Source organism: Leptospira terpstrae serovar Hualin str. LT 11-33 = ATCC 700639 (genome assembly GCF_000332495.1).
Taxonomy (GTDB): domain Bacteria; phylum Spirochaetota; class Leptospiria; order Leptospirales; family Leptospiraceae; genus Leptospira_A; species Leptospira_A terpstrae.
Genome location: NZ_AOGW02000011.1, coordinates 112,219 through 134,001, shown reverse-complemented (window position 1 = coordinate 134,001; position 21,783 = coordinate 112,219). Strand labels below are relative to the sequence as shown.

16 protein-coding genes are annotated in these 21,783 nt (G+C 35.3%); 8 read left to right on the top strand and 8 right to left on the bottom strand.

The window, feature by feature from the left end; genetic code table 11:
* Positions 1–79: 79 nt before the first annotated feature.
* On the bottom strand, positions 80–2,182 hold the full coding sequence (locus tag LEP1GSC203_RS13845; protein ID WP_002974719.1) for a 7TM diverse intracellular signaling domain-containing protein: 2,103 nt from the start codon (positions 2,180–2,182) through the stop codon (positions 80–82).
* A gap of 31 nt (positions 2,183–2,213) precedes the next feature.
* Positions 2,214–2,537, bottom strand: coding sequence for a DUF3817 domain-containing protein (locus tag LEP1GSC203_RS13840; RefSeq protein WP_002974697.1), 324 nt, complete (start codon positions 2,535–2,537; stop codon positions 2,214–2,216).
* A gap of 230 nt (positions 2,538–2,767) precedes the next feature.
* Here LEP1GSC203_RS13840 and LEP1GSC203_RS13835 point away from each other — a divergent pair, with 230 nt between their 5' ends.
* Together LEP1GSC203_RS13835 and LEP1GSC203_RS13830 are read left to right on the top strand one after the other, a co-directional pair.
* Positions 2,768–4,783 carry a neutral/alkaline non-lysosomal ceramidase N-terminal domain-containing protein gene (locus LEP1GSC203_RS13835; RefSeq protein WP_002974723.1) on the top strand — a complete coding sequence of 672 codons (2,016 nt, stop codon included), beginning with the start codon at positions 2,768–2,770 and terminating at the stop codon, positions 4,781–4,783.
* Positions 4,784–4,819: 36 nt separating this feature from the next.
* Complete coding sequence (locus LEP1GSC203_RS13830) at positions 4,820–7,198, top strand: hypothetical protein (protein WP_002974669.1); 2,379 nt, start codon at positions 4,820–4,822, stop codon at positions 7,196–7,198.
* Here LEP1GSC203_RS13830 and LEP1GSC203_RS13825 read toward each other — a convergent pair.
* Both LEP1GSC203_RS13825 and LEP1GSC203_RS13820 read right to left on the bottom strand, forming a co-directional pair.
* Positions 7,102–8,544 (bottom strand): hypothetical protein, encoded by a 1,443-nt coding sequence (locus tag LEP1GSC203_RS13825; protein ID WP_039938044.1) that lies wholly within the window; start codon positions 8,542–8,544, stop codon positions 7,102–7,104. The genes LEP1GSC203_RS13830 and LEP1GSC203_RS13825 overlap by 97 nt on opposite strands.
* A 21-nt stretch (positions 8,545–8,565) precedes the next feature.
* Positions 8,566–9,873 carry a lactonase family protein gene (locus LEP1GSC203_RS13820; protein ID WP_039938043.1) on the bottom strand — a complete coding sequence of 436 codons (1,308 nt, stop codon included), beginning with the start codon at positions 9,871–9,873 and terminating at the stop codon, positions 8,566–8,568.
* 271 nt (positions 9,874–10,144) lie between these two features.
* Between LEP1GSC203_RS13820 and LEP1GSC203_RS13815 the strand changes: the two genes are divergently transcribed.
* The 5 genes from LEP1GSC203_RS13815 to LEP1GSC203_RS13795 all read left to right on the top strand — a co-directional run bounded on the left by LEP1GSC203_RS13815 (position 10,145) and on the right by LEP1GSC203_RS13795 (position 17,436).
* Complete coding sequence (locus LEP1GSC203_RS13815; protein WP_002974610.1) at positions 10,145–10,948, top strand: SDR family NAD(P)-dependent oxidoreductase; 804 nt, start codon at positions 10,145–10,147, stop codon at positions 10,946–10,948.
* Between the two features lie 14 nt (positions 10,949–10,962).
* Positions 10,963–11,382: a hypothetical protein gene (locus LEP1GSC203_RS13810; protein WP_002974552.1), complete on the top strand. Its 420-nt coding sequence runs from the start codon at positions 10,963–10,965 to the stop codon at positions 11,380–11,382.
* Between the two features lie 109 nt (positions 11,383–11,491).
* Positions 11,492–14,611, top strand: coding sequence for an HAD-IC family P-type ATPase (locus LEP1GSC203_RS13805; RefSeq protein WP_002974677.1), 3,120 nt, complete (start codon positions 11,492–11,494; stop codon positions 14,609–14,611).
* Positions 14,612–14,753: 142 nt separating this feature from the next.
* Positions 14,754–15,995 (top strand): response regulator, encoded by a 1,242-nt coding sequence (locus LEP1GSC203_RS13800; protein ID WP_002974730.1) that lies wholly within the window; start codon positions 14,754–14,756, stop codon positions 15,993–15,995.
* A gap of 4 nt (positions 15,996–15,999) precedes the next feature.
* Positions 16,000–17,436, top strand: a complete 1,437-nt coding sequence (locus LEP1GSC203_RS13795) for a PAS domain-containing sensor histidine kinase (protein WP_002974706.1) — start codon at positions 16,000–16,002, stop codon at positions 17,434–17,436.
* Here the strand turns inward: LEP1GSC203_RS13795 and LEP1GSC203_RS13790 are convergent.
* Both LEP1GSC203_RS13790 and LEP1GSC203_RS13785 read right to left on the bottom strand, forming a co-directional pair.
* The gene (locus LEP1GSC203_RS13790) at positions 17,433–18,539 is read right to left on the bottom strand and encodes a hypothetical protein (protein WP_002974625.1); all 1,107 of its coding nucleotides are present in this window, start codon (positions 18,537–18,539) and stop codon (positions 17,433–17,435) included. The genes LEP1GSC203_RS13795 and LEP1GSC203_RS13790 overlap by 4 nt on opposite strands.
* 83 nt (positions 18,540–18,622) lie before the next feature.
* Complete coding sequence (locus LEP1GSC203_RS13785; RefSeq protein WP_039938041.1) at positions 18,623–18,907, bottom strand: STAS domain-containing protein; 285 nt, start codon at positions 18,905–18,907, stop codon at positions 18,623–18,625.
* 114 nt (positions 18,908–19,021) lie between these two features.
* Here LEP1GSC203_RS13785 and LEP1GSC203_RS13780 point away from each other — a divergent pair, with 114 nt between their 5' ends.
* A complete protein-coding gene (locus LEP1GSC203_RS13780; protein WP_039938040.1) occupies positions 19,022–19,327 on the top strand; it encodes a hypothetical protein in 306 nt (101 codons plus the stop codon).
* 53 nt (positions 19,328–19,380) lie between these two features.
* Here the strand turns inward: LEP1GSC203_RS13780 and LEP1GSC203_RS13775 are convergent, their stop codons facing one another.
* Positions 19,381–20,301 (bottom strand): FxLYD domain-containing protein, encoded by a 921-nt coding sequence (locus LEP1GSC203_RS13775; protein ID WP_002974756.1) that lies wholly within the window; start codon positions 20,299–20,301, stop codon positions 19,381–19,383.
* Between the two features lie 69 nt (positions 20,302–20,370).
* Positions 20,371–21,777 (bottom strand): LA_3751/LA_3752 family putative glycosyltransferase, encoded by a 1,407-nt coding sequence (locus LEP1GSC203_RS13770; RefSeq protein ID WP_002974635.1) that lies wholly within the window; start codon positions 21,775–21,777, stop codon positions 20,371–20,373.
* Positions 21,778–21,783: the final 6 nt, after the last annotated feature.

The following is a 21,783-nucleotide window of genomic DNA, read 5'->3' as shown; positions in this document are numbered from 1 at the left end:
ATAACAAACAAATTTCGCAGACTGTCAATCTGAAATCTTTGTGATTATACTCATGTTTTTTTGAGGACTGGGGAAAATCTTACTCTTCTTCTTCTGTTAACCCTAACTGAAGGGAGGAGCCTTGGTTAGTCGCAGGGAACAGTCGTTTTAAATACAATTGAGTTGCCTTATCCTCTGGGAAAAGTTTTGCGACCCTTTCAAATTTTTCTTTGGCCTCGGGAAAGTTTTCAGAATGGTAGGCTTTCGTTGCTTCTAAATATAAATCTTTCGTGTTTAATTTTTGTTCTAAGGATTTCGGATCATCACCATTCAGGATTTCATAAACAGAAACAGGCTTCGTTTTCCCTTTTACGCGAACGCGGTCTAAAAAGCGGTATTCTAAGCTTTGAATGTGTTTGTCATCTATGGCATGAATTGCGGCTTCAGTGACGGCAATTTTAGCTCCATAAATTTTAGTTAGGTTTTGGACGCGTGAGGCTAAATTTACCGTGTCTGAAATGACGGTACCTTCTAACCGTTCTTCAGCACCTATGGTTCCTAACATAAGGGATCCCGCATGAATCCCAACCCCAATTTGAATGGGAACATAACCTTGTTTGCTTCTATGGTAATTGTATTCTTTTAAATACAATTGCATATCAACACCTGCAAAAATCGCATCTGTAATATTTCTTTCGAATAAGGCCATGATAGCATCTCCAATAAACTTATCGATAAAGCCATTGTGCTTTTGGATGATAGGGCTCATTCTTCCTAAATATGAATTAATGAAATTAAAATTTTGTTCGGGGCTCATTTGTTCCGAAAGTGTAGTAAAGGAGCGAATGTCACTAAATAAAACGGCCATATACTTTTGTATTTGGTCACCTAACTTAACATCCAATATTGTTTCTTTTCCTAGGTTTGCTAAGAAGTCTTTTGGTACAAAACGAGCATAAGATTCTGTAAGAATTTTTTGCATTTCGATTGCTTTTTGTTGAGCAATTTCCTTTTCTTCTTTCATAATATTGATCCTGTCTGCTAGTGCAATGGAAAGTAAGATCACTTCCGAAGCAGAACCTATATAAAGACCATATTCTGTTAGAATGTTAGGTGAAATTAGATTTAAATACTTAAAGGCAACTACAATTGTTGCTCCAATAAGAATTGTGAATGCAAGAAGGAAAAACCGTGCTGCTCTATAATGGTTTAAGAAACTAATAACAGCTGCAATAAAAATGAGAATGGGAACAGGAAGGAAAAGTAGGAGTCCAATTTTTACAGTGATTTCCGGAGAAAAAAGTAAGATAAATGGAATTTGTGCGACTTGAAGTATAAAAAACAACTTTAGCAGTTGGTCCAACCAGTAAGGTATATTTTCTTTTGTATTTAAAAAACGTCTTGTGAACAAAATTAGCGAGGCAACACAAAAGCCGCTAAAAAATACAAATCCATTCCTTTGAAACTCAGGTAAATTAGGCCATAAATACTGAAATCCATTGCCTGTGAGAGTTAACTGTAGTCCTAAAAATCCTAAAATATAAGTTACGTAATACAAATAACTAATATCTTTTACACTTAAAAAAATGAAAAAATTATACAGGATCATGACAATCATGACTCCATAATACAATCCCAGACCTTGTTGGATGTCTGCGTAATGTAAGAAAAACGATTCCTCATTCCAGATTTTTAATGGAACAGATAAGCCACCGCTATTGTAGAGTTTTATATAGATTGTTTTGGATGTACCCTTTTCCATTTCAATAGAGAATATAAAATTTCTATTTTTTATTTTTCTCTCTGAGAATGGAAACATCATTCCTGTTTTATCTGTTCTTTGGAATTTTCCGTTCGACTCTGAGTATACTTCTACTAAATCAATATTGTTATAATCAATTTCTAAAAGTCGTTTTGTATATTCTGGACTTTTATTTTCAAAATTGACTTTAATCCAATAGTGAAAATTGGTTTGTCCAAAATTGGGAATCTCATCCTTCGAAGGTAAAAATTTCTGATTGTGATTCGGATCTAGAATATCATTGATTGTGAGTAATTTAGTAGAGTCTTCGAAAATTTGAATTTCTTTCCCAATTGATTTTTGATCTAGAACACTACTTACTTCTACTGACCATAGAGCACCTGACAGTAGATAGCTAAATAGAAAAATAGTTTTTAGTAAATAGTGTGGAGATGATTTCAAGAGAATGTTAAGCAAACCGATTCATTATTTTTTATTTTGTAACTGGAGTTTCGGAATCAGATTTCAAATACAAATATCGTTCCGCAACGAAAGTTCCGAAGGGGACAACAGAAGCTAAAGCGGCTAAGGCTGTTTTTTTTGCCTTCCATTCTAATTCTACTTTCACTTGGAAGAGTTCGACTAAATACAAAAGAAATAACAAACCGTGGATGAGTCCGACGATCTTATTTGGCCCTGGATTTTGAAAAAGATATTTGAGTGGCATGGTCACAAAGAGAATGGTGAGAAAAGAAAGACCTTCTAAAAAAGCTAAAATGCGAAATCGACCTAATTTGGTTTGGAGTAATGTATACACTAACAAATCCTTTTTTTTTGCGTTTAGTATTTTCCAGGTTCTTGAAATTCTTTAGTTTCGTCCTTACTTTCTTCAGTGACTTACCTTCTAAACGGAGTCGATTTTGCCTCTTTTGGCAGTTTCGACCGCATTTTTCACAGAAATCATGGCGACTCTTATCGAAAGATTCTAAATTAGTCGACAATTGTTCGGGATTGACATTTGGCAAAAACCCATTTAGAATTTGAAAGATGCAGTTTCGAATTTTAATTCTCGTTATTTTTTGTTTCGCTCTCCCCCTTTGGTCTGAAGAGAGGCCTGTTTATTCTGCCGCTATGGCGAAAAAAGACATTACTGGGCCGTCTGTCGGTGTTATGTTTTGGGGTTATGCTAGAGAAGACCAAACAGGTGTTGGAATTCATACAAGACAGTTTGCAAGATCCCTTGTCATTCGTGACCAAAGTTCCAAAAAACTATTAGCCTATGTAACCGCAGAAGTTGGTGGCATTCCCTTTGAAATCCAAAGAGAGGTTGTAAAAAGATTACAATTAGAACTAGATCCTGGATTTAACTACGGCAATGTTTTAATTAACGCATCTCATACTCATAGTGGTCCTGCGGGTCATTTTCATTATTCAGAAGTTTCTTTTTACTCAAAAGACTTTTATTCGGAATCCTACGCTGTCCTGAGAGATGGAATCTTTGAATCCATCAAAGAAGCATATTTAAAACTGAAACCTGCTGAGTTAAGTGTAGGTAAGGCGATGGTGAGTGAAGGGGGAGTCAATCGAAGTCTTACCGCATATCTTGCCAATCCAGAATCAGAAAGAAAATTATACTCTGATACAATTGATCGCGAGATGTTACAACTTACTGTATCGGTATCTGGTGTTCCTATTGGATTTGTGAACTGGTATGGGGTGCATCCAACCAATATCACTTTTGACAATCGGCATATATCTTCTGACAATAAAGGTATCGCTTCCTTACTTGCTGAATCAGAAGCCAAAAAACAGGGGTTAAATGATTTTGTTGCAATTTTTGCACAAGCAAATGAAGGAGATGTATCTCCCAATCTAAACCTTAACAATACAGGTCCTGGAAAAGATATGTATGATAGTAGTTTTATCATTGGGAAAAGACAATTTGTTGCGAGCCAACAAATTTTGAAATTAGAAGGAAAACGTTTGTCAGGTGGTCTTTCTTTTACCCAACGATTCATTGATATGAGTAAACATCCAGTAACTAGCGAGTTCTCGGGAACGGGAAAAACAGAAACTACTTGTCCTTCTGCATATGGTTATTCCTTTGCTGCAGGTTCGACGGAAGAAGGGGGAGGGCATTGGTTATTTCATGAAGGGATGACAAATCAAAACCGTAGGTTCTACATTGACTGGATTGCAAAATTTATGTTACAATCTCCTTCGAAGGAACTTAGAGAATGCCAAAACCCAAAAGCTGTTTTGTTTCCGATGGGAGAAACCAAACCGATTCCTAGTTTGCCGCAAATTCTACCGTATGGACTTGCTCTCGTTGGTGATCTTACCATTTTAGTTTTACCACATGAGGTCACTACAATGTCCAGCAGACGTCTGAAACAAGAAGTTCGGTCTGTATTAAAAGACAAAACAACCGAGGTAGTTTTATCTGGACTCACCAATGATTTTTCTGGGTATATCACAACACCGGAGGAGTATTCCACTCAGAACTATGAAGGTGGACATACTTTACATGGACCTCAGAGTTTAAATGCTCTAAGACAAGAATTTCATAAGATGTCATTGGAGTTACAAAACGGATCACAAACTTCGTCAACAACACTTATGCCACTGGATTTATCAGATCGTATCCATCCATTGAAGGTACCAAGTTCAGATTCAGTTTCGGTACACAAACCTCAAAATATCATCCAACCAAGTTCTGAATATTATAAAAAAGGAGAAGTGGTCTCTTGCCGTGTGGCAGCTGCCAATCCGAATGTAGGTTATCCAAAAGTATTATCCTATCTTTGGGTGGAAGTATTGGACAAAGCAACTTGGAAGCCGATTCGTTCCGATGCAGACTATGATACCAAATTTACCTATCAGAAACGTGGAATATGGGGGAGAGCGGAAGAAAGTATTGATTTGATTTGGGAAACCAGTGTCGATACAAAACCGGGTGAATACAGATTGGTTCACGAAGGAATTTACCATGGTTCTGATGGAGTAAAATCTTCTTATCGTATCGAGTGTCCAAACTTTCGTATAGGGGAAGGCGGAATATAAGATTGCAAAATCACTAAGATCCATTATTTTTCCACTATGGATCCACTTTCAGAACGCCAAGTTTTATGGGCTAAGTATTTAGCCTATGGACTTGGCTTTTTAGTTTTAATATCGATTCCGTTGCAGTTTTGGTATTTGTTTTCAGGACAATCTTTGAGTGGTTGGGATACACCTGGTCATATTGTTTTAGCAAAAGAATTTGCTAAATTGGTTCCTGCGGGTTCGGCCACTGGATGGTCAGAAGTTTGGTTTGGCGGGTTTCCAATTTTTTATTTTTATCCCCCCTTTTATTATCTAATCGTTTATTGTATACATATTCTATTTTCAGTTAGTGTTGAGTCTGCTTTTTCCATTTCTATTTTCTTTACAATCTTACTTCTCTTTTATGCCATTTATTCCTTTAGCAAACAGTTCTTATGGTCTTTATATCCTAGATACATGCGAATCCTTTTCGGTTTCTCAGCTGTATTGTTTTATTTTAATTATGCAGGAGATGGCCTCCAAGGCACCAGTTTGGTTGGAATTGTTGAAGGAACTGTAATCTCAAGTTTTGCCCATTCCCTAATATTTTTAGGATTGGTTTCCATTGATAAATATAGAAAAAGTTACAAATTGAACCATTTGGTTTTTTTTGTAGGATTAACATCCGTTATTTTCTATTCCCATCTTTTAAGTTCTATATTTTATAGTTTAATTCTATTTTTGTATTTTGTAGAGTATCGTTCTTTTGTAAGACAGAATATTAAAAGGTTTTGCCTGGCTGCATTCGTAATATTTTTTCTGATTTTACCTGTTGTATACAACTACATTCGATTTTCAGAATATACCAGCGGGGTCTTTTATGGACACTCTTATCCACCTTTACTTTCTATTCTAGGTAAAGATGTTTATGATACGGCAATGAAAGCTTCAGTCGACGGCGGAAATATTACATTGCTAATTTTGACTGGAATGTTTAGTTCGGGAAGATGGTTGTCTTTAGTTGCCGTAATTATATTTGTTTTCAATTTCAGGAATTTTCATACCTCGATTCGAAGTAAGTTTATCACAACAGTAATTATGATTTTTCTTTGGTTTTCTTTGGATTCTTCATTTGGGTTTATATTTCCAAATATTAAAATTCATAACTATCGAGCGTTTGATTGTTTTTTCATAGCTTTTTCCATTCTATTTCCTTATAGTTTACGTTCCATTACTGGAAAAGGAAAACTTCCCCTTTTCCCAGTAATCTATTTCGCACTCATTATACAGTTTTTTCTTTTTTTAAGTTTCAATCCTTCAAAATACCAAGATTATGTTTCACCAATTTGGCAAAACGCGAGAACCGAAGAGGAACTTGCAATATATCGAAATCTAACTGAAAGACTAAAGTCATTGCCAAAGAATGCATTGGTTCAGCCAGAGATCATCAAATCAAAATCAATGTTTGGGACTCCCCATTTTTGGTTACCACTCTTGTATAATGCAGGTGTTCGGAATAACCTTGGCCTGACTGTTGAATCTTCCTATTATTCCACTCTTGTATTTAACTGGCAAGAATTTGGTTTTGGACATACTTTCCGTTGGGGAACTGATGTCGATTGGCGCGATCAATTGTTATCACTTGGAATAGGAAAAGTTGACTCCGGCTATTATTTAGATTTTTTGTTTCGATCCGGTGTTACACATATGATTGGGTTTAGTCCGGAATACCAAAATTATATAAATGTACATGCAAAAAGGTTGGAAATCGTAGCTGTGGAACATCCATTCGTGATTGTAAAAATTTTATCCAACCCAAATTTGAAATGGATTAAGCCAATTGGACTGATCCATTCGGAACTATTAAATTCTAATTCCGAATATGGTTATAGAGACTTTCTTAAAACAAGTAATTTCCTGCAAATGCATGTAGCAAACTTAGGTTATCAAACAAAATTTCTTAGGATCACTAAAACCCAATTGAATGATATAGATTCAAGCCTACCATTTTTATCTTCGGTGATTTTGGTCACAAAGGAAAATGGACTGGGTGAGGTTTCTTGGATCCAAGGTTTAAATAAAAAAAATATATCCGCTAGTTTAGTCCGTGAATCGGATTTACCACTAGTAACAGATTCTATCTCGACTCAAAATATTTCTGTGCTTTTAAATCAGGCATCTCAAGTAACCCATATACACCAAGTGGGAACGGAACCTCAATCTTATTTTAGAGAGCGTAGAATCTCAAGTGGTGAACTTATGTTAGATGATACGGCTAGAGAATTTTTTGTTTCAGAAGAAAAAAATCAACAGCAAGAAAAACCAGAAGTCCTTTTGTTTTCCTTTGGAGGAAAACTCTATTTATTGGGAATGGTGATTTCTTTTTTACTATTGTTAGTTGGATTAGTTTTTACAAAAACGCCATATTTTTCATTTTCAAAAACTAAACGGTAGTCTGTGGATAATCTTTTAAATTCAGAATTTGAAAAACTATAATAGAATTTATTGATGACCACAGTATTGTAATCTAAAATTTTTGGGATATGTTGGAAACCTTGAGTGGTTCCTTCAAAAAAAGCTTTTTGCGTAAAATAACGATCTTCGTGAAATGACCAAGCATATAATGGATTGAGTCCAAAAAGAAATCGATATTCGGGAATTTTAAAAGTAAAATATGGGTAGTCTGCCCAAGAAAGAAAAATCTTTTCCCCTTTAGGAATGTTAAAACGAATCCATTCCGTAACGATAAATCCATATTTGGTTTCAGAAGATCGGAATTGTTGTCCCATTTTCCCATAAACAATCGGGAATTGAATTACAAATATAACAATTGCAGCTAAAACTTGGTATTTTTTGGAAATAGGTATATTCAGGAATATGAATATAAAAAACATCAGCCAGCTGATTTCGAAAATCCGTAACGATGATCCTGTAAATACCAAACAAATAATTCCCAAAAATAAAAATACAAAACTTTTAGAATGGAATTGGTTTTGAATCTTTTCTCTGAAACTTAAGAGTAATAAAGGCAAAATCGGCAAAAAACCAAGAATCAGAATGTCTCTCGTGGGTGGGAGCCATTCGGCGATTGCTTCTACTCCTGGTGGTGGGAAGGATTGAATGATTAGTTCAATAAAATAACCTTTAAATTGAAAGGGAAAGGAAGGGTGAACTATTAGCCCAACCAACATTCCCAAGGTAGAGGCTAAAAATAATTGAGTATGCTCTCTTTTATATTCTAAAACGGTAATAAATAAACTTGTGAAGAATAAAAATGGAAATCCGCTATAAGACCAAACAGATAAAAAAGAGAAAACAAATATCCATTTCAGGTATTTTATATTCCAGAAACGTAAGGAAAGAAAGTAAATCGAAAAGAAAAGTAAATTCCCTCTTCCAAACAACATCCTTCCTGTAAATAACACAGAACCTAAGATAAAAAAGACCACAACGAAATAAGGTGATAGATTGGAGGATTCCTTTTGCATGTAGTCTGTAACTAGGTAAAGTAATGTTGAAATTGAAATTAAGATAAAAAATTTAATAGCTATAGTTTCTTCAACCGGAAGTAAGAGAAATGGAATTTGCAAGATATGAAATAGAAAATGATAATCTGTAAATTCTCTAGATTGGATCCCAATTTCAGGCCATGGAAGCCTAGACACAAACCCTTCCTTTAAGTAAAGTTTGGCGACTGAAAAATGGTAGAATATATCAGCATCGGGAACTCCAGGAAATGCAAAAAGTAAAATTGCATATATGGAAATTCCGAGAAGGATTGCATTACGGAATGGAGTCACTTAAGAAAACAGTTTAAACTTTCAATAATAATATTTTTGAATTGGTTTGATGTCCTGCGGCGCATATCCATTTGTCATAGAACTGATTACAATGGGAGAATTTTCACCTCTAGTAAGAATTCCACCAGATAATTTGAAATATTCGATTTGATGGTTGTTTGTTGTTCCGAAGCTGTCCGAAATTAAATAAATGAATTTTCCGCTACGATCCCACTGCAGAGATTTTGGTCCATTGCCAACAGTAAATTTTTGATCGGTTTGGATTAAATTACCTGTTGCATCATCGATGGTCAGCAACCGGATATTATGGGTGGAACCTATGGCGTAGATAAAAGCAGCATAGGTACCAGTTGGATCTATAGATAAACTCGTTGTACCTGTAAAGCTAGGAGCGTGAGCAGTCATAGCAGAGTCTGCAGAGAAAGGAGATCCTGGAAGTAAAGTTACATTACCTGCACTATCATACCGGTAACCAAAAATCGGTGTTGTTGTGTTAATTGAAGTACTGTAAAGTAATCGTTTCGATTCAATTAAACATAAATTTTCATGGAACGAGGGATTTATCGGAAGAGTGACCGGTGCCCCTCCCACTAAGGAAAGACTGTCCGATCCTGTTTTTTTCAAAACATGGATCCCGAACGGTACTAAAGTTGAATTAATAGTAACGATTAGATTGTCTATTTCGCTTACTTTAATTGCTAAAGGATTACAGCCCACTGCAAATGGATAACTTCCAACATTGTTTGAAGTTAGAAATCCTGATTCTGAATCGCGACTCCACCTGTTAATTGTATTTGGATTTGCCACAATATTAGAATGGTAAAGAGTCTTACCATCTTCGCTAAATCCCATTATTTTCGGACTCCCGATTCCTGCTTGGTCTTGAAGCAAAGTGAGAGTACGTTCAGAACTGTATCTATGAACAACAACTCGATCACTCAAACTACCTGTGAATGTAATGATGTCCCTGGAACGTGGGGGTACTCCTATTCGGTAAGGAGTGCATCCTGGAAAGGCAGAGGTATTGGCAGTACGTACATCACTTACGTATTCATCCTGAACTCCACTTTCTGTATCCACTTTGTAAACACGGAGACCAGTTTCATAAGGAACTGAACTTTTTACTAGGACAACGGCAAGAGCCTCTGGCAGAGCTTTTTCTCTCAGCAGATAACGAACAAATTCGGAAAGGATCGATCGTTTGGCAAATTCGTCAGAGAATGCGTCGCTCGGGTTGTTTAAATCGGCCATCCTGCATTGAGTGACCAGACCACAAATAAGAATCAATCGGAGAATGAAACCTTGGTTAAAATGAAAACGAATTACCATAGAATCCTTCTATAAGTCTCGGATTTAAAAATACTGCTACCAGATGGGAAAGCAATTTATTGACTACTTACTTTAGAGGTACATAGAATTTGTAGTTTGTCAATCCCATTTAGTTGGGTCCGTTCTCTTTGAACTCCGCTTGAAAATGGACTTAAGTTTAGAAGTATTCTTTCTGTTCGAAATCCCCATTCTCTCGAAAAACAAGTTGTGGGAATTCCCTATATAGTAGAAAACCTTAGGAAAAGAGAACAGAGATACAAGAGGGCCTCATATGAGCGAGTTTTACCAAGATGAATGGGTTTGGATTACGGGAGCCTCTTCTGGAATTGGAAAAGAATTAGTAGCGCAAGCATCCAAACAGAAAGCAAAAGTCTTACTCGCTTCTCGAAAAACGAAAGACTTAGAAGCCTTAGCGAAGGTACTACATTTAGAAAAAGGTAGATACGCTGTAGAAAAATTAGATTTAGAAGATTACAAATCAACCGCTGGTTTTGCTAAGCGTTGCATACAAAAATATGGAATCCCCAAAGTAGTCATTCATAATGGAGGAATTAGTCAAAGGTCTTTGACTAAGGAAACAAACTTAGTCACACTAGAAAAGATTATGCACACTAATTTTTACGGTGCCGCCGAAATGACGAGGGCAATGATTCCGCAAATATTGGGTAAAAAAGATGTACACTTTGCTGTCATCTCTAGTGTAGCTGGAAAAATTGGAAGCCCACTTCGATCTGCATACTCTGCCTCCAAATTCGCGTTAGTTGGTTTTTTTCATTCTTTACGATCAGAAGAAGAAAAGTCAGGAATTTTTGTCACCATGGTGTATCCTGGTTTCATACAAACGAATATATCTAAAAATGCCTTACAAGGAGATGGTTCTTCCACGGGAACTATGGACTCAGTGATTGCTGCAGGTTTACCGGTTCAGTTATGTGCCCATAGAATTTTACATGCTGTAGCAAACAAACAACGTGAGGTTGTGATCGCTGGGATCAAAGAAAAATTTGGATTGTTTTTACAGATGGTTTACCCATCATTATTTTTTAAAATGATACAAAATGCTAAGGTAAGATAGAGGAGACTACTCATTTGAAACGATTTTTGTATTCTATTGGAATCATTCTATTTCTAACATTGGGAGTTTTTGGTGATTCTACTGTTCTCGATTATAAATCAAAATCCAAAACAAACGAAAAAGAAAGAACATACCTATTGGATCTTTTACGAGCGAATCTTTCCAATGAGTTCAAACAAGAATTCGTATTTGTAGTAGAACATTTTAAAATCTCTGGTGATTATGCTTGGTTTCGCGGAACGGCAAAGAGAAAAGATGGGAAGGAAATCACCTTTTCGGAAGAAATACCTTATGACTGCTGTCATGTAGAAGCTTTATTCAAAAAAACAAATGGGAAGTGGCAAATTTCTGAATCAGCAGCATTTAGTACGGATGTTTGGTGGGATGGAATTCAGTCTCGTTATCCAAAAGCTAGCAAAGATATCTTTCAATAACTGAAATTACCATCCTTAAGGAAACTAAAGATCAGTAAATACATCGTATAAATTAAAAAAGTGATGATATTTTGATAGAATCTGCGTTTGGGGAAGGTTTGATTAGAATATGCTTCTCGAGTATCTAAATGTTAATTCGATTCAAATCCTCCCCAAAGCCCAAAATTGGGATGATGTCAGTTTAGAATTATTGCGTAAGGTGGAAGGAGATCCCGTTAAGGAAGATTTACAAAGCCGCATGGAGTCTTTTCCGAACAGTCTGTTCGGAAGTCTTGGGCCTCATATTTTGATTCCACATTTTCGCTCCATACACATCAAAACACCTGAAGTTTTTTTGTTTCTAATCCCCAATGGCATTCATTTAGAAAATCGTTTGATTCATTTGATTTTGTTTCAAATGATACCGGAAACTCAACCTTCACTCCATTTACGTCTATTACATGGCTTGTCCTCTCTTCTGCCTCAAATATTTGATGCACTGCTGCTTTGTGACACTGAGTCAAAGGTATTGTCGGTGGTTCAACGCGGCGAATCAGATATGAAGCCAAGTTACAAAAATTTAAATCAATCGCAAATTGAATTCGAATTACAAACAAATTTACAAACCGGTTTAACACAATCCGAAGCAAACATCCGATTGAATACTTTTGGTAAAAATGCGATCGAAAATGAAAAATCTACACCGGTCATTTGGAAGTTTCTAAAAAGTTTTTTTAGTTTGTTTGCAATCTTACTTTGGATTGCCACTATTCTTTGTTTTGTTCCTGGCGTTGATATGCCTGAATTGGGGATCGCAATTTTTATTGTAGTTATCATTAATGGAATTTTTTCGTTTTTTCAAGAATCCAAATCTGATCATGCGGTAGAAGCTTTACGTAAGTTATTGGCACAGGAATGTCCTGTGATTCGTGATGGATTGACAACTACTGTTCCAGCAGATGAAATAGTTCCAGGAGATTTGATTGTCCTTTCTGAAGGAGATATTGTTCCTGCTGATTGTCGTATCATTGAATCAGAAGATGTAGAAGTAGATAATTCTTCTCTCACTGGTGAGTCCACATCGGCAAGAAGATATAAATCAGACAGTGAAGTTGTTTTAGAGGGAAAGTTTCTTTGGTTGGAAATGCCAAACATCCTTTTTGCTGGCAGTTCTCTTATCAAAGGAAAAACAAAAGCTATTGTCTTTGGAACGGGACAGTCTACAGAGATAGGCCAAATCGCTGGTATAACTTCACAAATCAAACGAGAAGAGAGTCCGTTACAAAAACAATTAAAACAAACTGTTATCTCAATATCGTTATTTGCCTTTGTAATAGGAATCGTTTTCTTATGTTTGGGTTACATGGTTGCGGGTTTAAGTTTTGTCCAAGCATTCATCTTTTTTATAGGGATTTTTGTGGCAAACGTTCCAGAAGGATTATTACCAACGGTAACACTTTCTTTGGCGTTAGGTGTTTCTCGAATGGCCAAAAGAAACGCAATCTTAAAAGATTTGTCTAGTGTAGAGACTTTAGGATGTACGACTGTTATTTGTTCTGATAAAACAGGAACACTAACACAAAATCAAATGAGAGTGATTGAAGTCTATTTTGACTCTCAATCCTTTACACCACAGGAGCTGGAAACTAAAGAAGGAAACCAAATATTCCTTAGTTGTGGATATCATTGTAATAATGCAATTTTAGATCCAAAACCAATGGGAGATCCTACAGAATTAGCTTTGTTATATCTATCTCAAGGTAAACTTTCCAATGTTAGTGGAACAAGAATTCATACAAACGCTTTTGAATCAGTAAGAAAGAGAATGAGTGTTGTAATTAAAGGAGAAAACTTTACAACAGCTTATGCAAAAGGTGGGCCAGTTGAAATTCTTTCGATCTGTACTCATGTATATGAAAACGGATCCGTCGTTTTATTGGATGAAGAAAAACGTATAAAATTAAAAAATGCATCTGACCATTCGGCAAGCCAAGGTTATCGTGTTCTTTCTTTTGCTTATAAGTTGATAGAGGGAGAAGCGAATTCATCAGTATTTGATTCGGTAGAGTCCTCTATGGTGTATTTGGGCCATTGTTGCCTTGCGGATCCTATTCGTCCCAAAGTACCTGATGCTATTTCTAAATGCCACACCGCAGGAATTCGGATATTGATGATTACAGGAGACCACCCTTTAACAGCAGAGTCTGTAGGTAAGTCCATTGGAATTGGAGGAGAGACTCCGGTTGTGATCACAGGTGTGCAAGTGGACAAAATGAACGATGTCGCCTTGAAAGAATGGATTCGAAAAGGGGAACCGATATTTGCCAGAGTGTCTCCTTCTCAGAAGTTAAGAATTGTGACTATGTTGCAAGAGTTAGGTGAAATTGTGGCTGTGACCGGAGATGGAGTCAACGATGGCCCTGCACTTAAAAAAGCAGATATTGGAATTGCGATGGGGAAAAGGGGAACAGAAGTAGCAAAAGAAGCGGCAAGGATGATCATAGTCGATGACGATTTTGCAACGATTGTTGATGCGATCGAAGAAGGAAGGGGTGTATTTGATAATATTAGAAAGTTTTCTGCGTACGTTCTGAACTCTAATCCACAAGAATTAATACCATTTTTACTTTGGGCGTTGTTTCCTGGATTTCCCTTGATAATGACAGTTATGGGTGTTCTTGCTGTCGATGTGGGAACAGATTTAATTCCAGCAATGGGACTTGGAGCTGAACCACCGGAAAAAGGAATTATGTACCGGCCTCCTAGAAATCGAAATGAAAAGTTGATTTCAATAAAGTTTATTTTAAGATCTTATCTTGTAGAAGGAATGATTTTATTTTTCTCATGTTTATCAACCTATCTTTATTTTGTATTTACTGAGTGTAATGGTGTTTTGCCTGTTTCTCCAGTCGGATTAAACATGGCAGAAGCAAGTCCAAAGTATCTCCAGTCACTTACAGCATTCTTTTTTCCAACCATCACTGTTCAAATTGCCAATGTACTTTGTAAACGATCAAGAACTGAATCTATATTTCAAATGGATTTGTTTTCGAATCGAATCATTTGGATAGGCATCGGGTTTTCATTATTTCTTTGTGCTATTTTCTTTTATACTGATCTAAGTTCTGTTTATTATTTTGCGCCGATTCCAATCCATGTATACCTCTTTGCATTTCATGGAACCGTTGTGATGGTGATTTACTCAGAGATCGTTAAATATTTTAGAAGGAAACGTTTTAATAAAACTTAGAATCATTCTATCGGTAAGTAGATAGAAATTTATTGATTTTTATTTTGATTCGAACATTCATTCGGTCGTATCAGTTGACCATTGGATAATAAAAATAAACCTGTAACAATTGATAGTTTTTAAGAAAGTTTAGGAAGTTTAGTTGAACGATAAACGAGTTCTATTGGCTGAAGATGAATTAGTTTCAGCGACATATCTTAAGGACAGTTTGTCCGCATTGGGATATAAGGTAACACTCGCCAGTGATGGCAAACAAGCCTTGGATTTTTATTTTGAAAATCCATATCCAGTGGTTATTACTGATTACGAAATGCCCGGTTTAAATGGCGCCGAATTGATTCAGGAATTAAAAACTGAAGATATTGAACCAGTGATATTTATGTTAACTTCTCATATTGACCCTAAGTTGATAGTTAAGGTAATGAAACTAGGAATTTATGATTACCTAGTAAAACCATTAGAAGAACATGAAATTTCAATCAAACTCAAACGAGCTTTTGAATATTATGAAATGAAACGTATGGAAACTATTTCCAAAAAAGAACGCCAACTTCGGTTGGAAGGTCATTTGGAATGGATTCAATGGAAAGAAAAAATGGCAGGCGGTGAATTCAATCGTTTGAATCAAAACCTGTTCGAAAGTTTAAAAAATAGTTTTTGCCAAGGTGCAGGTTTTGGTGCCCTTGTGACCCTATTGAAATTAGTCGCTGATACTACTGTTAAAGAAGGGAATCATTATAAAATTGAATCTGAATTAATGGAGTTAATTCAAATCAACACAGAAATGGCAGAGAAAGCACTAAAAATGTTTTCTGATATTGATCTAATGGTTTCTAGTCCGATGCAGTTTGAGGAATGTTCATGTGAAAAACTATACGAACAACTCCTTTTTTGGATTGAGGATTTAAAACCAATATTGGCTCTAAAAAACCAACAGGTTCTCGTAAGCGATTTAAAACCCAATTTTTCAAAATTTAAAGTATCATATAATCCATTTTCCTTAGAAACCTCATTTAAAGAAATCATTACCAATGCTTGCAAATTTTCACAAGCTGATTCTAATATTACACTAGTAACAAATGTGGAATACAACTGGTTTAAATCTATGATTTATAACCAACCAACTTCAAATGCAGATGGTACTTACGGAATCCCCCTCCAATATGAAAATTTAATTTTTGAACCATTCTATCGATTGTCAAAAAATGTTTTTGATCAGTATGGTACATTAGATTTCGGATTAGGACTTTGTTACGTTGACTCTTGTTTTAAAAAACATGATGGAAAATTGTCTGTTCATAATGTTATAGACCATTCGGAATGGAGTGACAGTCCTATTACTAAAGTGGCATTTCAGTTTTCGTTACCTGTGATAAAAATTTAACGGTATGTTTCAAACTAATTATAGCGAACTACTCTCAAATATTCCTGATTTAATTTGCGAATTGGATTCATTTGAAAGAATTCGTTACGCAAATTCTTTTCATAAAGAAAAATTAGGTTATGAGTCTCATGAGATACTAGGTCGTTCCGTTGACGAATTTTTTCATCCAGATGATAGAAATGAATTACGAACAAAGATTTCACTTCTAGAAAGTCCAGGATCTGAAACCAAAGGGATATGGAGAATTGCTCATAGGGATGGACATTTTTTAACTTGTGAATGTCGCGGAAAACTCCAACAAGATTCCAATGGAATCAAAAAGATCATAGTTGTTGCTCGTGACATAACGGAAGAACTCGGAACAGAATTTAAGATACATACAAAATCAAATAAAAAAGTACAGACTACTTCCGAATTACATTATCAGAGTTTTTTCGAATTGAAAATGTCTCAGTTCGAATTTTCTCAATTAAAATATGCTTTCGACGAACATGCCGTCATTACGATTACGGATAAAAATGGAAATATCACATATGCAAACGATAGGTTTTGTGAAATCTCAATGTATTCCAGAGAGGAATTAATAGGAAGTAATCATCGTTTGTTGAACTCAGGATTTCATTCTCCTGAATTTTTTAAACGAATGTATCATATGATACAAAGTGGATATGTTTGGAAAGGGGAGATTCGAAATCGAACAAAAGGTGGGTCAATCTATTGGGTAAGTACAACCATAGTCCCGTTGCGTTCGATTGACGGAAATATTAATCGATTCGTTGCATTACATACTTTAATCACTCGTACCATTGAATCAGAGGAAAAGGTAACGCAGTTATTACAAGAAAAAGAACTTCTTTTGCAAGAAGTCCACCATCGAATTAAAAATAATCTATTTTCTGTTTTTAGTCTTTTGAAAATGCAATCTAACTATTATGAGGATCCCCAACTAAAGGAACAATTTGAAGAGGCGGCAGGTCGTTTGCGAAGTATGATGGCTCTCTACGATCGCTTGTACCGATCTAAGAATCCTAATGAAATTGACCTCAAGGAATACATTCGAAATTTAGTTGGACAGATTCTAGCAACTTATCCTAAAGACATTCGTTTTCTTTTTAGTTCCGATGAGTCCATCATTGTGAAACCTGACATCGCAAGTAATTTGGGTATCATATTAAATGAATTAATCTGTAATTCTGTAAAACATTCCTTTTTGTTAAAAGATACAGGAGAAATAAAGATTCAAATACAGAAAACTGGCCATCAAATTCTTTTTCTTTATAGTGACAACGGTGAACCACTTCCCGATTCCTATTCTTTAGAAAATTCTGAGGCAGGATTTGGAATCAAACTTATGAATTTATTGGTCCAACAATTAAAGGGAAAGGTAGAAGTTAGACCCGGACAAAGTGTTCAGTTTGATTTGGTTTTCCCTGTTCGTTAACTTTTTTTTCTAATCCAGTGTTTCCATTTTTTATGATAAAAATAAAAAACCATTACCATAGATGGAATTAGAAACCAAAGTAGAAATATACTATTGGCAGGCAAAATTCTGATTTCTTCAATGTTAACTACTTGCTTGAAGTTTTCGATTGTCCACTGCACTGTATGTTTGAATGGTCCTTGTCCTTTAATCACCGATAAAGAAATTTCTCCTTTGATCAATATTGTTTCTCCTACTGGAATCACAAATCGATTTACTTCAATGGTAGGAATGACAAGTCCAGTGTTTGGATCTATTGAGTTACAGTAGTTTGATTCACATTGGATACAATTTCCAGTTTTACCTTTAGATTCTAAACTACCTGAAATATAGGCATTAGCAGAAAATCCTTGAATGCTCTTATGTTCGTTACCGATGTATGTGCAAGTAGTATATAGATTTTCTTCTGTAATGAATTTGAGTTCTAATGTATTTGAACCTGCATGCCCATTTCCATCGGCAACTACAATGGGAAATTCTTTTGGAATAGTAAATTCAGCACTTCCTAAAATAGGAAACGAATCAACACAGCGACTTTCTACTAAATTCGTATAGCAATTGTTTGATGTACTGTCTTTGGATTGGTTTTGAAAGCTATACATTTCAATATGATTTGTATCTGAAGGAATGGGTCTGAGAAAACAATATAGATTGGATTTTTTATCTGCTGGAAAAAGATTGGAACCCACTTCTAAATTTATTGGAAAATTAATTCCTGTATAAGACCTAGGATCCAAGAGAACTTGTTCTCCGTTTTCGTTTGTTTTCATATAAATACAAGTTGGGTCCAGTTCCGAAGCGCTACATGTTGTTTCTTCCCCTTGTGTGTATTGAATGAAGAGGCCGCCGTAGAGTGGACAAAAGATTTCTGTTGCTTCCGGTAAAAGGATACTCAGTTGGATTGTAGTAGGGATGTTTGTCTCAGGTGTACCGATCGGTTCATCAGGAGTTGGGACTGTGTTGGAATTCCCAAGAAGTGGGATGAGCCATAGGAGAGAATCTGTTTTTTTATGAGAACAAGTTGTCAGAAGGAATAAAAAGAAAATCAGTCTGAGTGGTTTCATATACAATCTGACGAAACACTTAAGTTATACTAACCATTGATTTTTTGTAAAGACCTGCAAACACTGGTACTCTTACGTAAGTTTTAATCAATTAAATGTAGAATTGTATCTAATTTGTTTAGGCGAAAGACAGTGCGGATGAGTTTATTTACCCCTCGTATCTGTAACTGTAAATGTTGTGATTCTAGAGCCGAATGGAATTTCATTAACTCGCCGATGGTAGCGCTGTCCAAGGACATCGAAATTTCAGTGAAGTCTAAAACAACATCCTCCTTTGTGTGGTGGATGGTAGACATAATTCTTTCTCGGAATCCGCTGAGTCCATCAAAAGAGAGATCATTGTTCTTAATTTCTATTACAATTGCCAAGGTTTAAAACTATTTTTATTTGATCGGATATTTTGAAAGAATTTTTCCATTTTAATTTTTTGTTTCTGAATTGTTTTTGATTTTCTTCTGTGATCAGATTGGTTTTGGTTCTATATGTCCGTCAGTGATCGACAATTGAGATTAATCAAAGAAGCAGCGGAGTTACTGGTGATGGAACACCGCCTAACTGCAGATGAAGCGGTTGTTGTCATTTCCACAGCGATCAAAAAAGAACTATCTCTCCGAAATACAAATTTTGAAAAATTGGAAAAAGGGTCCAAAATTGATCGTACAAGTTTTACTAGAAGTGTAGTGAAATCTGTGCAAGATAGTTTGGAAGCCAACCCTTATTGGCGTTCCCATAACTTAGAAAAATCAATTGATAACTTTTATAGAGTTTTGCATAAACATTGGGACTAAATTAAAATCCAAAATGGATTTTTATGAATTTATATTTTGAATCCGTAAATTCGCTACAAGTTTGTGTTTTCTTTTACAATTGCATCTGTTTCGCAGTAATAAGAATTTGGAACCTCTTTTGCCCTAGGAAAAATGATTTCAAAGTTTTGTGATTCTTTTGGTAAAAAATCTTCCTTTTCTAAGCTAATTGTGTTATAATCGATCGTTTTTTCTTGTTTGTTGATAAGTAAACATATGATCCTTGTGAAATTGACAGTAAAATTACTTTTATTCTGTATTTTCCCAAAGAGGACAATTTCCTTGTATTGATTTTTTTTGAAATCAAGTTGTTTTAAGGAAAGTTCTGGCCGGTTAGTCTCGTTAGTAATCGTTGTAGCTGTGACTTGGATATTGAATTTATAATCACTTGGTGCTTTTTCAATTAAGACTTGGAAACTGACGGACTCACCATCTGCGACGACATTTTTTTCCCCATATCCAAAACCAGTTCCCAAATTTTGATTTTCGGCATTGAGTAATTCCACGGTAAACTTTGGCATTAACAATGAATGTCCACTTCGATTCGTGAACTTCCCTACAATATAATCATTACCAATACCATCGGGAATGGCAGTGTTATATTGAAATTCTCCTTCAGGAGTGATTTCCTTTGATTCGTCATTGAGGTCCATTGGAATGGAAACTGACTCTTCTTCTTGTGTGAGATTTAAACCAGTTTTAAGTTTCTGATAATAAGTAAAAGCAGAAGAACCTAACACGAGCCATGCGACCATAATTCCAGTAATGAGGTTTTTCCAATTCCCAAAGGAATTTGTTTGAGAGTTTTGTTTGGATGTCCCATAAACCTTTGTAGGTGGAAAATCTACCATTCCGCCTGTAGGTAATTTATCAAAACAATCTCCACAACGATAGATGGTTGCCGATTCTTGGTATAAATTGGTGCTACCACAGGTTGGACATTGTTTTGAGTTCATATGACGAATTCAAACAAAAGCCAAAGAAAATCCAAGGAGAAAACAAATTGGGAAATAACTTTCTGTTAATTATTTTCTAAGGTATTGTGTTTGGGTGATCGGGAGTAAAGCATTTGGTAAAAGAATGGTCTCCGTTTTAGAAAAAGTACAGTTTTTGTTACAATTAGGAAGACTGAAATGATTCGGAAGAGTATAAGGAGAAGGTGGAAGTTCTAAAAAGGTAAATGATTTTGTATTTTCATTTTGTAGTAACCCTACTAATATTTGAGGATCGTAATCCTTTCTTAAGAGTAGCAAATCTTTGTTTTCTTGGAGTAAAGGTAAAACAACAAAAGAAAAATCGGAATTATTAAATATAAGAACTGAATCATCTAACTTACGTATTTCGTTTAATGTATTCGCTTGGTATTTGGATATTTTTATTAGTTCTTTTATCTGACCATTCAGATTCCAAATTGTATAAAGAGAAAGGAAAGATAAGAGAAACATCCATCGGAAAGAAAGTAATGGATTCACCTCAATATCCTTTCTCATTATTAGAATATAAAGTGGTATGAATCCATATAAATAACGCGGGGTATTGTGCCCACCAGTATTAGGAGCAAGAACGATTGTAACAAGTGTTGCTAAAATAATCAGAATCATTGGATAAGATATTTTTCTAGAAACACAAGATCGAATCAAGATAAAACACGATAAGAGAAAAATGGGAACTTGTTCGATCCAAATTTTTGTTAAATAAATTGTATTGTCTGTTCGAAATTGAAAATTAGAATTTTTTACCATCCGGAGAGGAAAAATAGAATCCGTTGTGTATAGATTTCCCAATGCAAAAACACTAATTCCTAAGAATAAAGAAATACCAAATTTGAGAATATTCGAGTAGTTCGTAAAACAAAAAGGAACTAAAACAATTACCATACACATTTCTGGACGAATCCAAACTATCAGGGCGGACAGGATTCCTGAGAGAAAAAACCGATTTCTAGAAAATAAAAAAAGAACTAAAATTTCTAAAAAAAATATCAGAACTGTTTCGTGGATTAAGAATATATAAATGGGGAGACTAGAGCCAAATAACAACAAAAAGGTGGCAGTAAAATCTTTTTTGATTTGGTGAAAAATATAAATGGCACCAGAAAATAAAACTAACTGAGCAATCGTGATACCAGCTGTTCCCCAAATTTTAAGTATAGGTGAAAATAAAAATGGATAGAAATTAGGAAAGGTGGAATATGCCTTTCCATTGGTTAGCTGGAAAAAAAGATCTGGCAGCGGGAAAAATAAAAAACTTGGATCTTGTGTTTGGTGGAGGTAGGGTAAATAAAATATAAATTGGCCTGCTAATTTCATTTGCCATTCTAAGAGTGCAAAATCAGTAAAAGGTAGGATTCCTCTAGCAGAAAAATAGAAAGATAGGAATGCCAAAAATGCGAAACTGCAGAAGAAACCAATTGCTTTTTTGGAATGTATCATATGGAA

Bases quoted from the DNA above. Each gene is read 5' to 3' on its own strand.
- LEP1GSC203_RS13820 (WP_039938043.1), bottom strand. From the start codon at position 9,873: ATGGTAATTCGTTTTCATTTTAACCAAGGTTTCATTCTCCGATTGATT.
- LEP1GSC203_RS13830 (WP_002974669.1), top strand. From the start codon at position 4,820: ATGGATCCACTTTCAGAACGCCAAGTTTTATGGGCTAAGTATTTAGCC.
- LEP1GSC203_RS13775 (WP_002974756.1), bottom strand. From the start codon at position 20,301: ATGAACTCAAAACAATGTCCAACCTGTGGTAGCACCAATTTATACCAA.
- LEP1GSC203_RS13780 (WP_039938040.1), top strand. From the start codon at position 19,022: ATGTCCGTCAGTGATCGACAATTGAGATTAATCAAAGAAGCAGCGGAG.
- LEP1GSC203_RS13790 (WP_002974625.1), bottom strand. From the start codon at position 18,539: ATGAAACCACTCAGACTGATTTTCTTTTTATTCCTTCTGACAACTTGT.
- LEP1GSC203_RS13805 (WP_002974677.1), top strand. From the start codon at position 11,492: ATGCTTCTCGAGTATCTAAATGTTAATTCGATTCAAATCCTCCCCAAA.
- LEP1GSC203_RS13815 (WP_002974610.1), top strand. From the start codon at position 10,145: ATGAGCGAGTTTTACCAAGATGAATGGGTTTGGATTACGGGAGCCTCT.
- LEP1GSC203_RS13770 (WP_002974635.1), bottom strand. From the start codon at position 21,777: ATGATACATTCCAAAAAAGCAATTGGTTTCTTCTGCAGTTTCGCATTT.
- LEP1GSC203_RS13835 (WP_002974723.1), top strand. From the start codon at position 2,768: ATGCAGTTTCGAATTTTAATTCTCGTTATTTTTTGTTTCGCTCTCCCC.
- LEP1GSC203_RS13795 (WP_002974706.1), top strand. From the start codon at position 16,000: ATGTTTCAAACTAATTATAGCGAACTACTCTCAAATATTCCTGATTTA.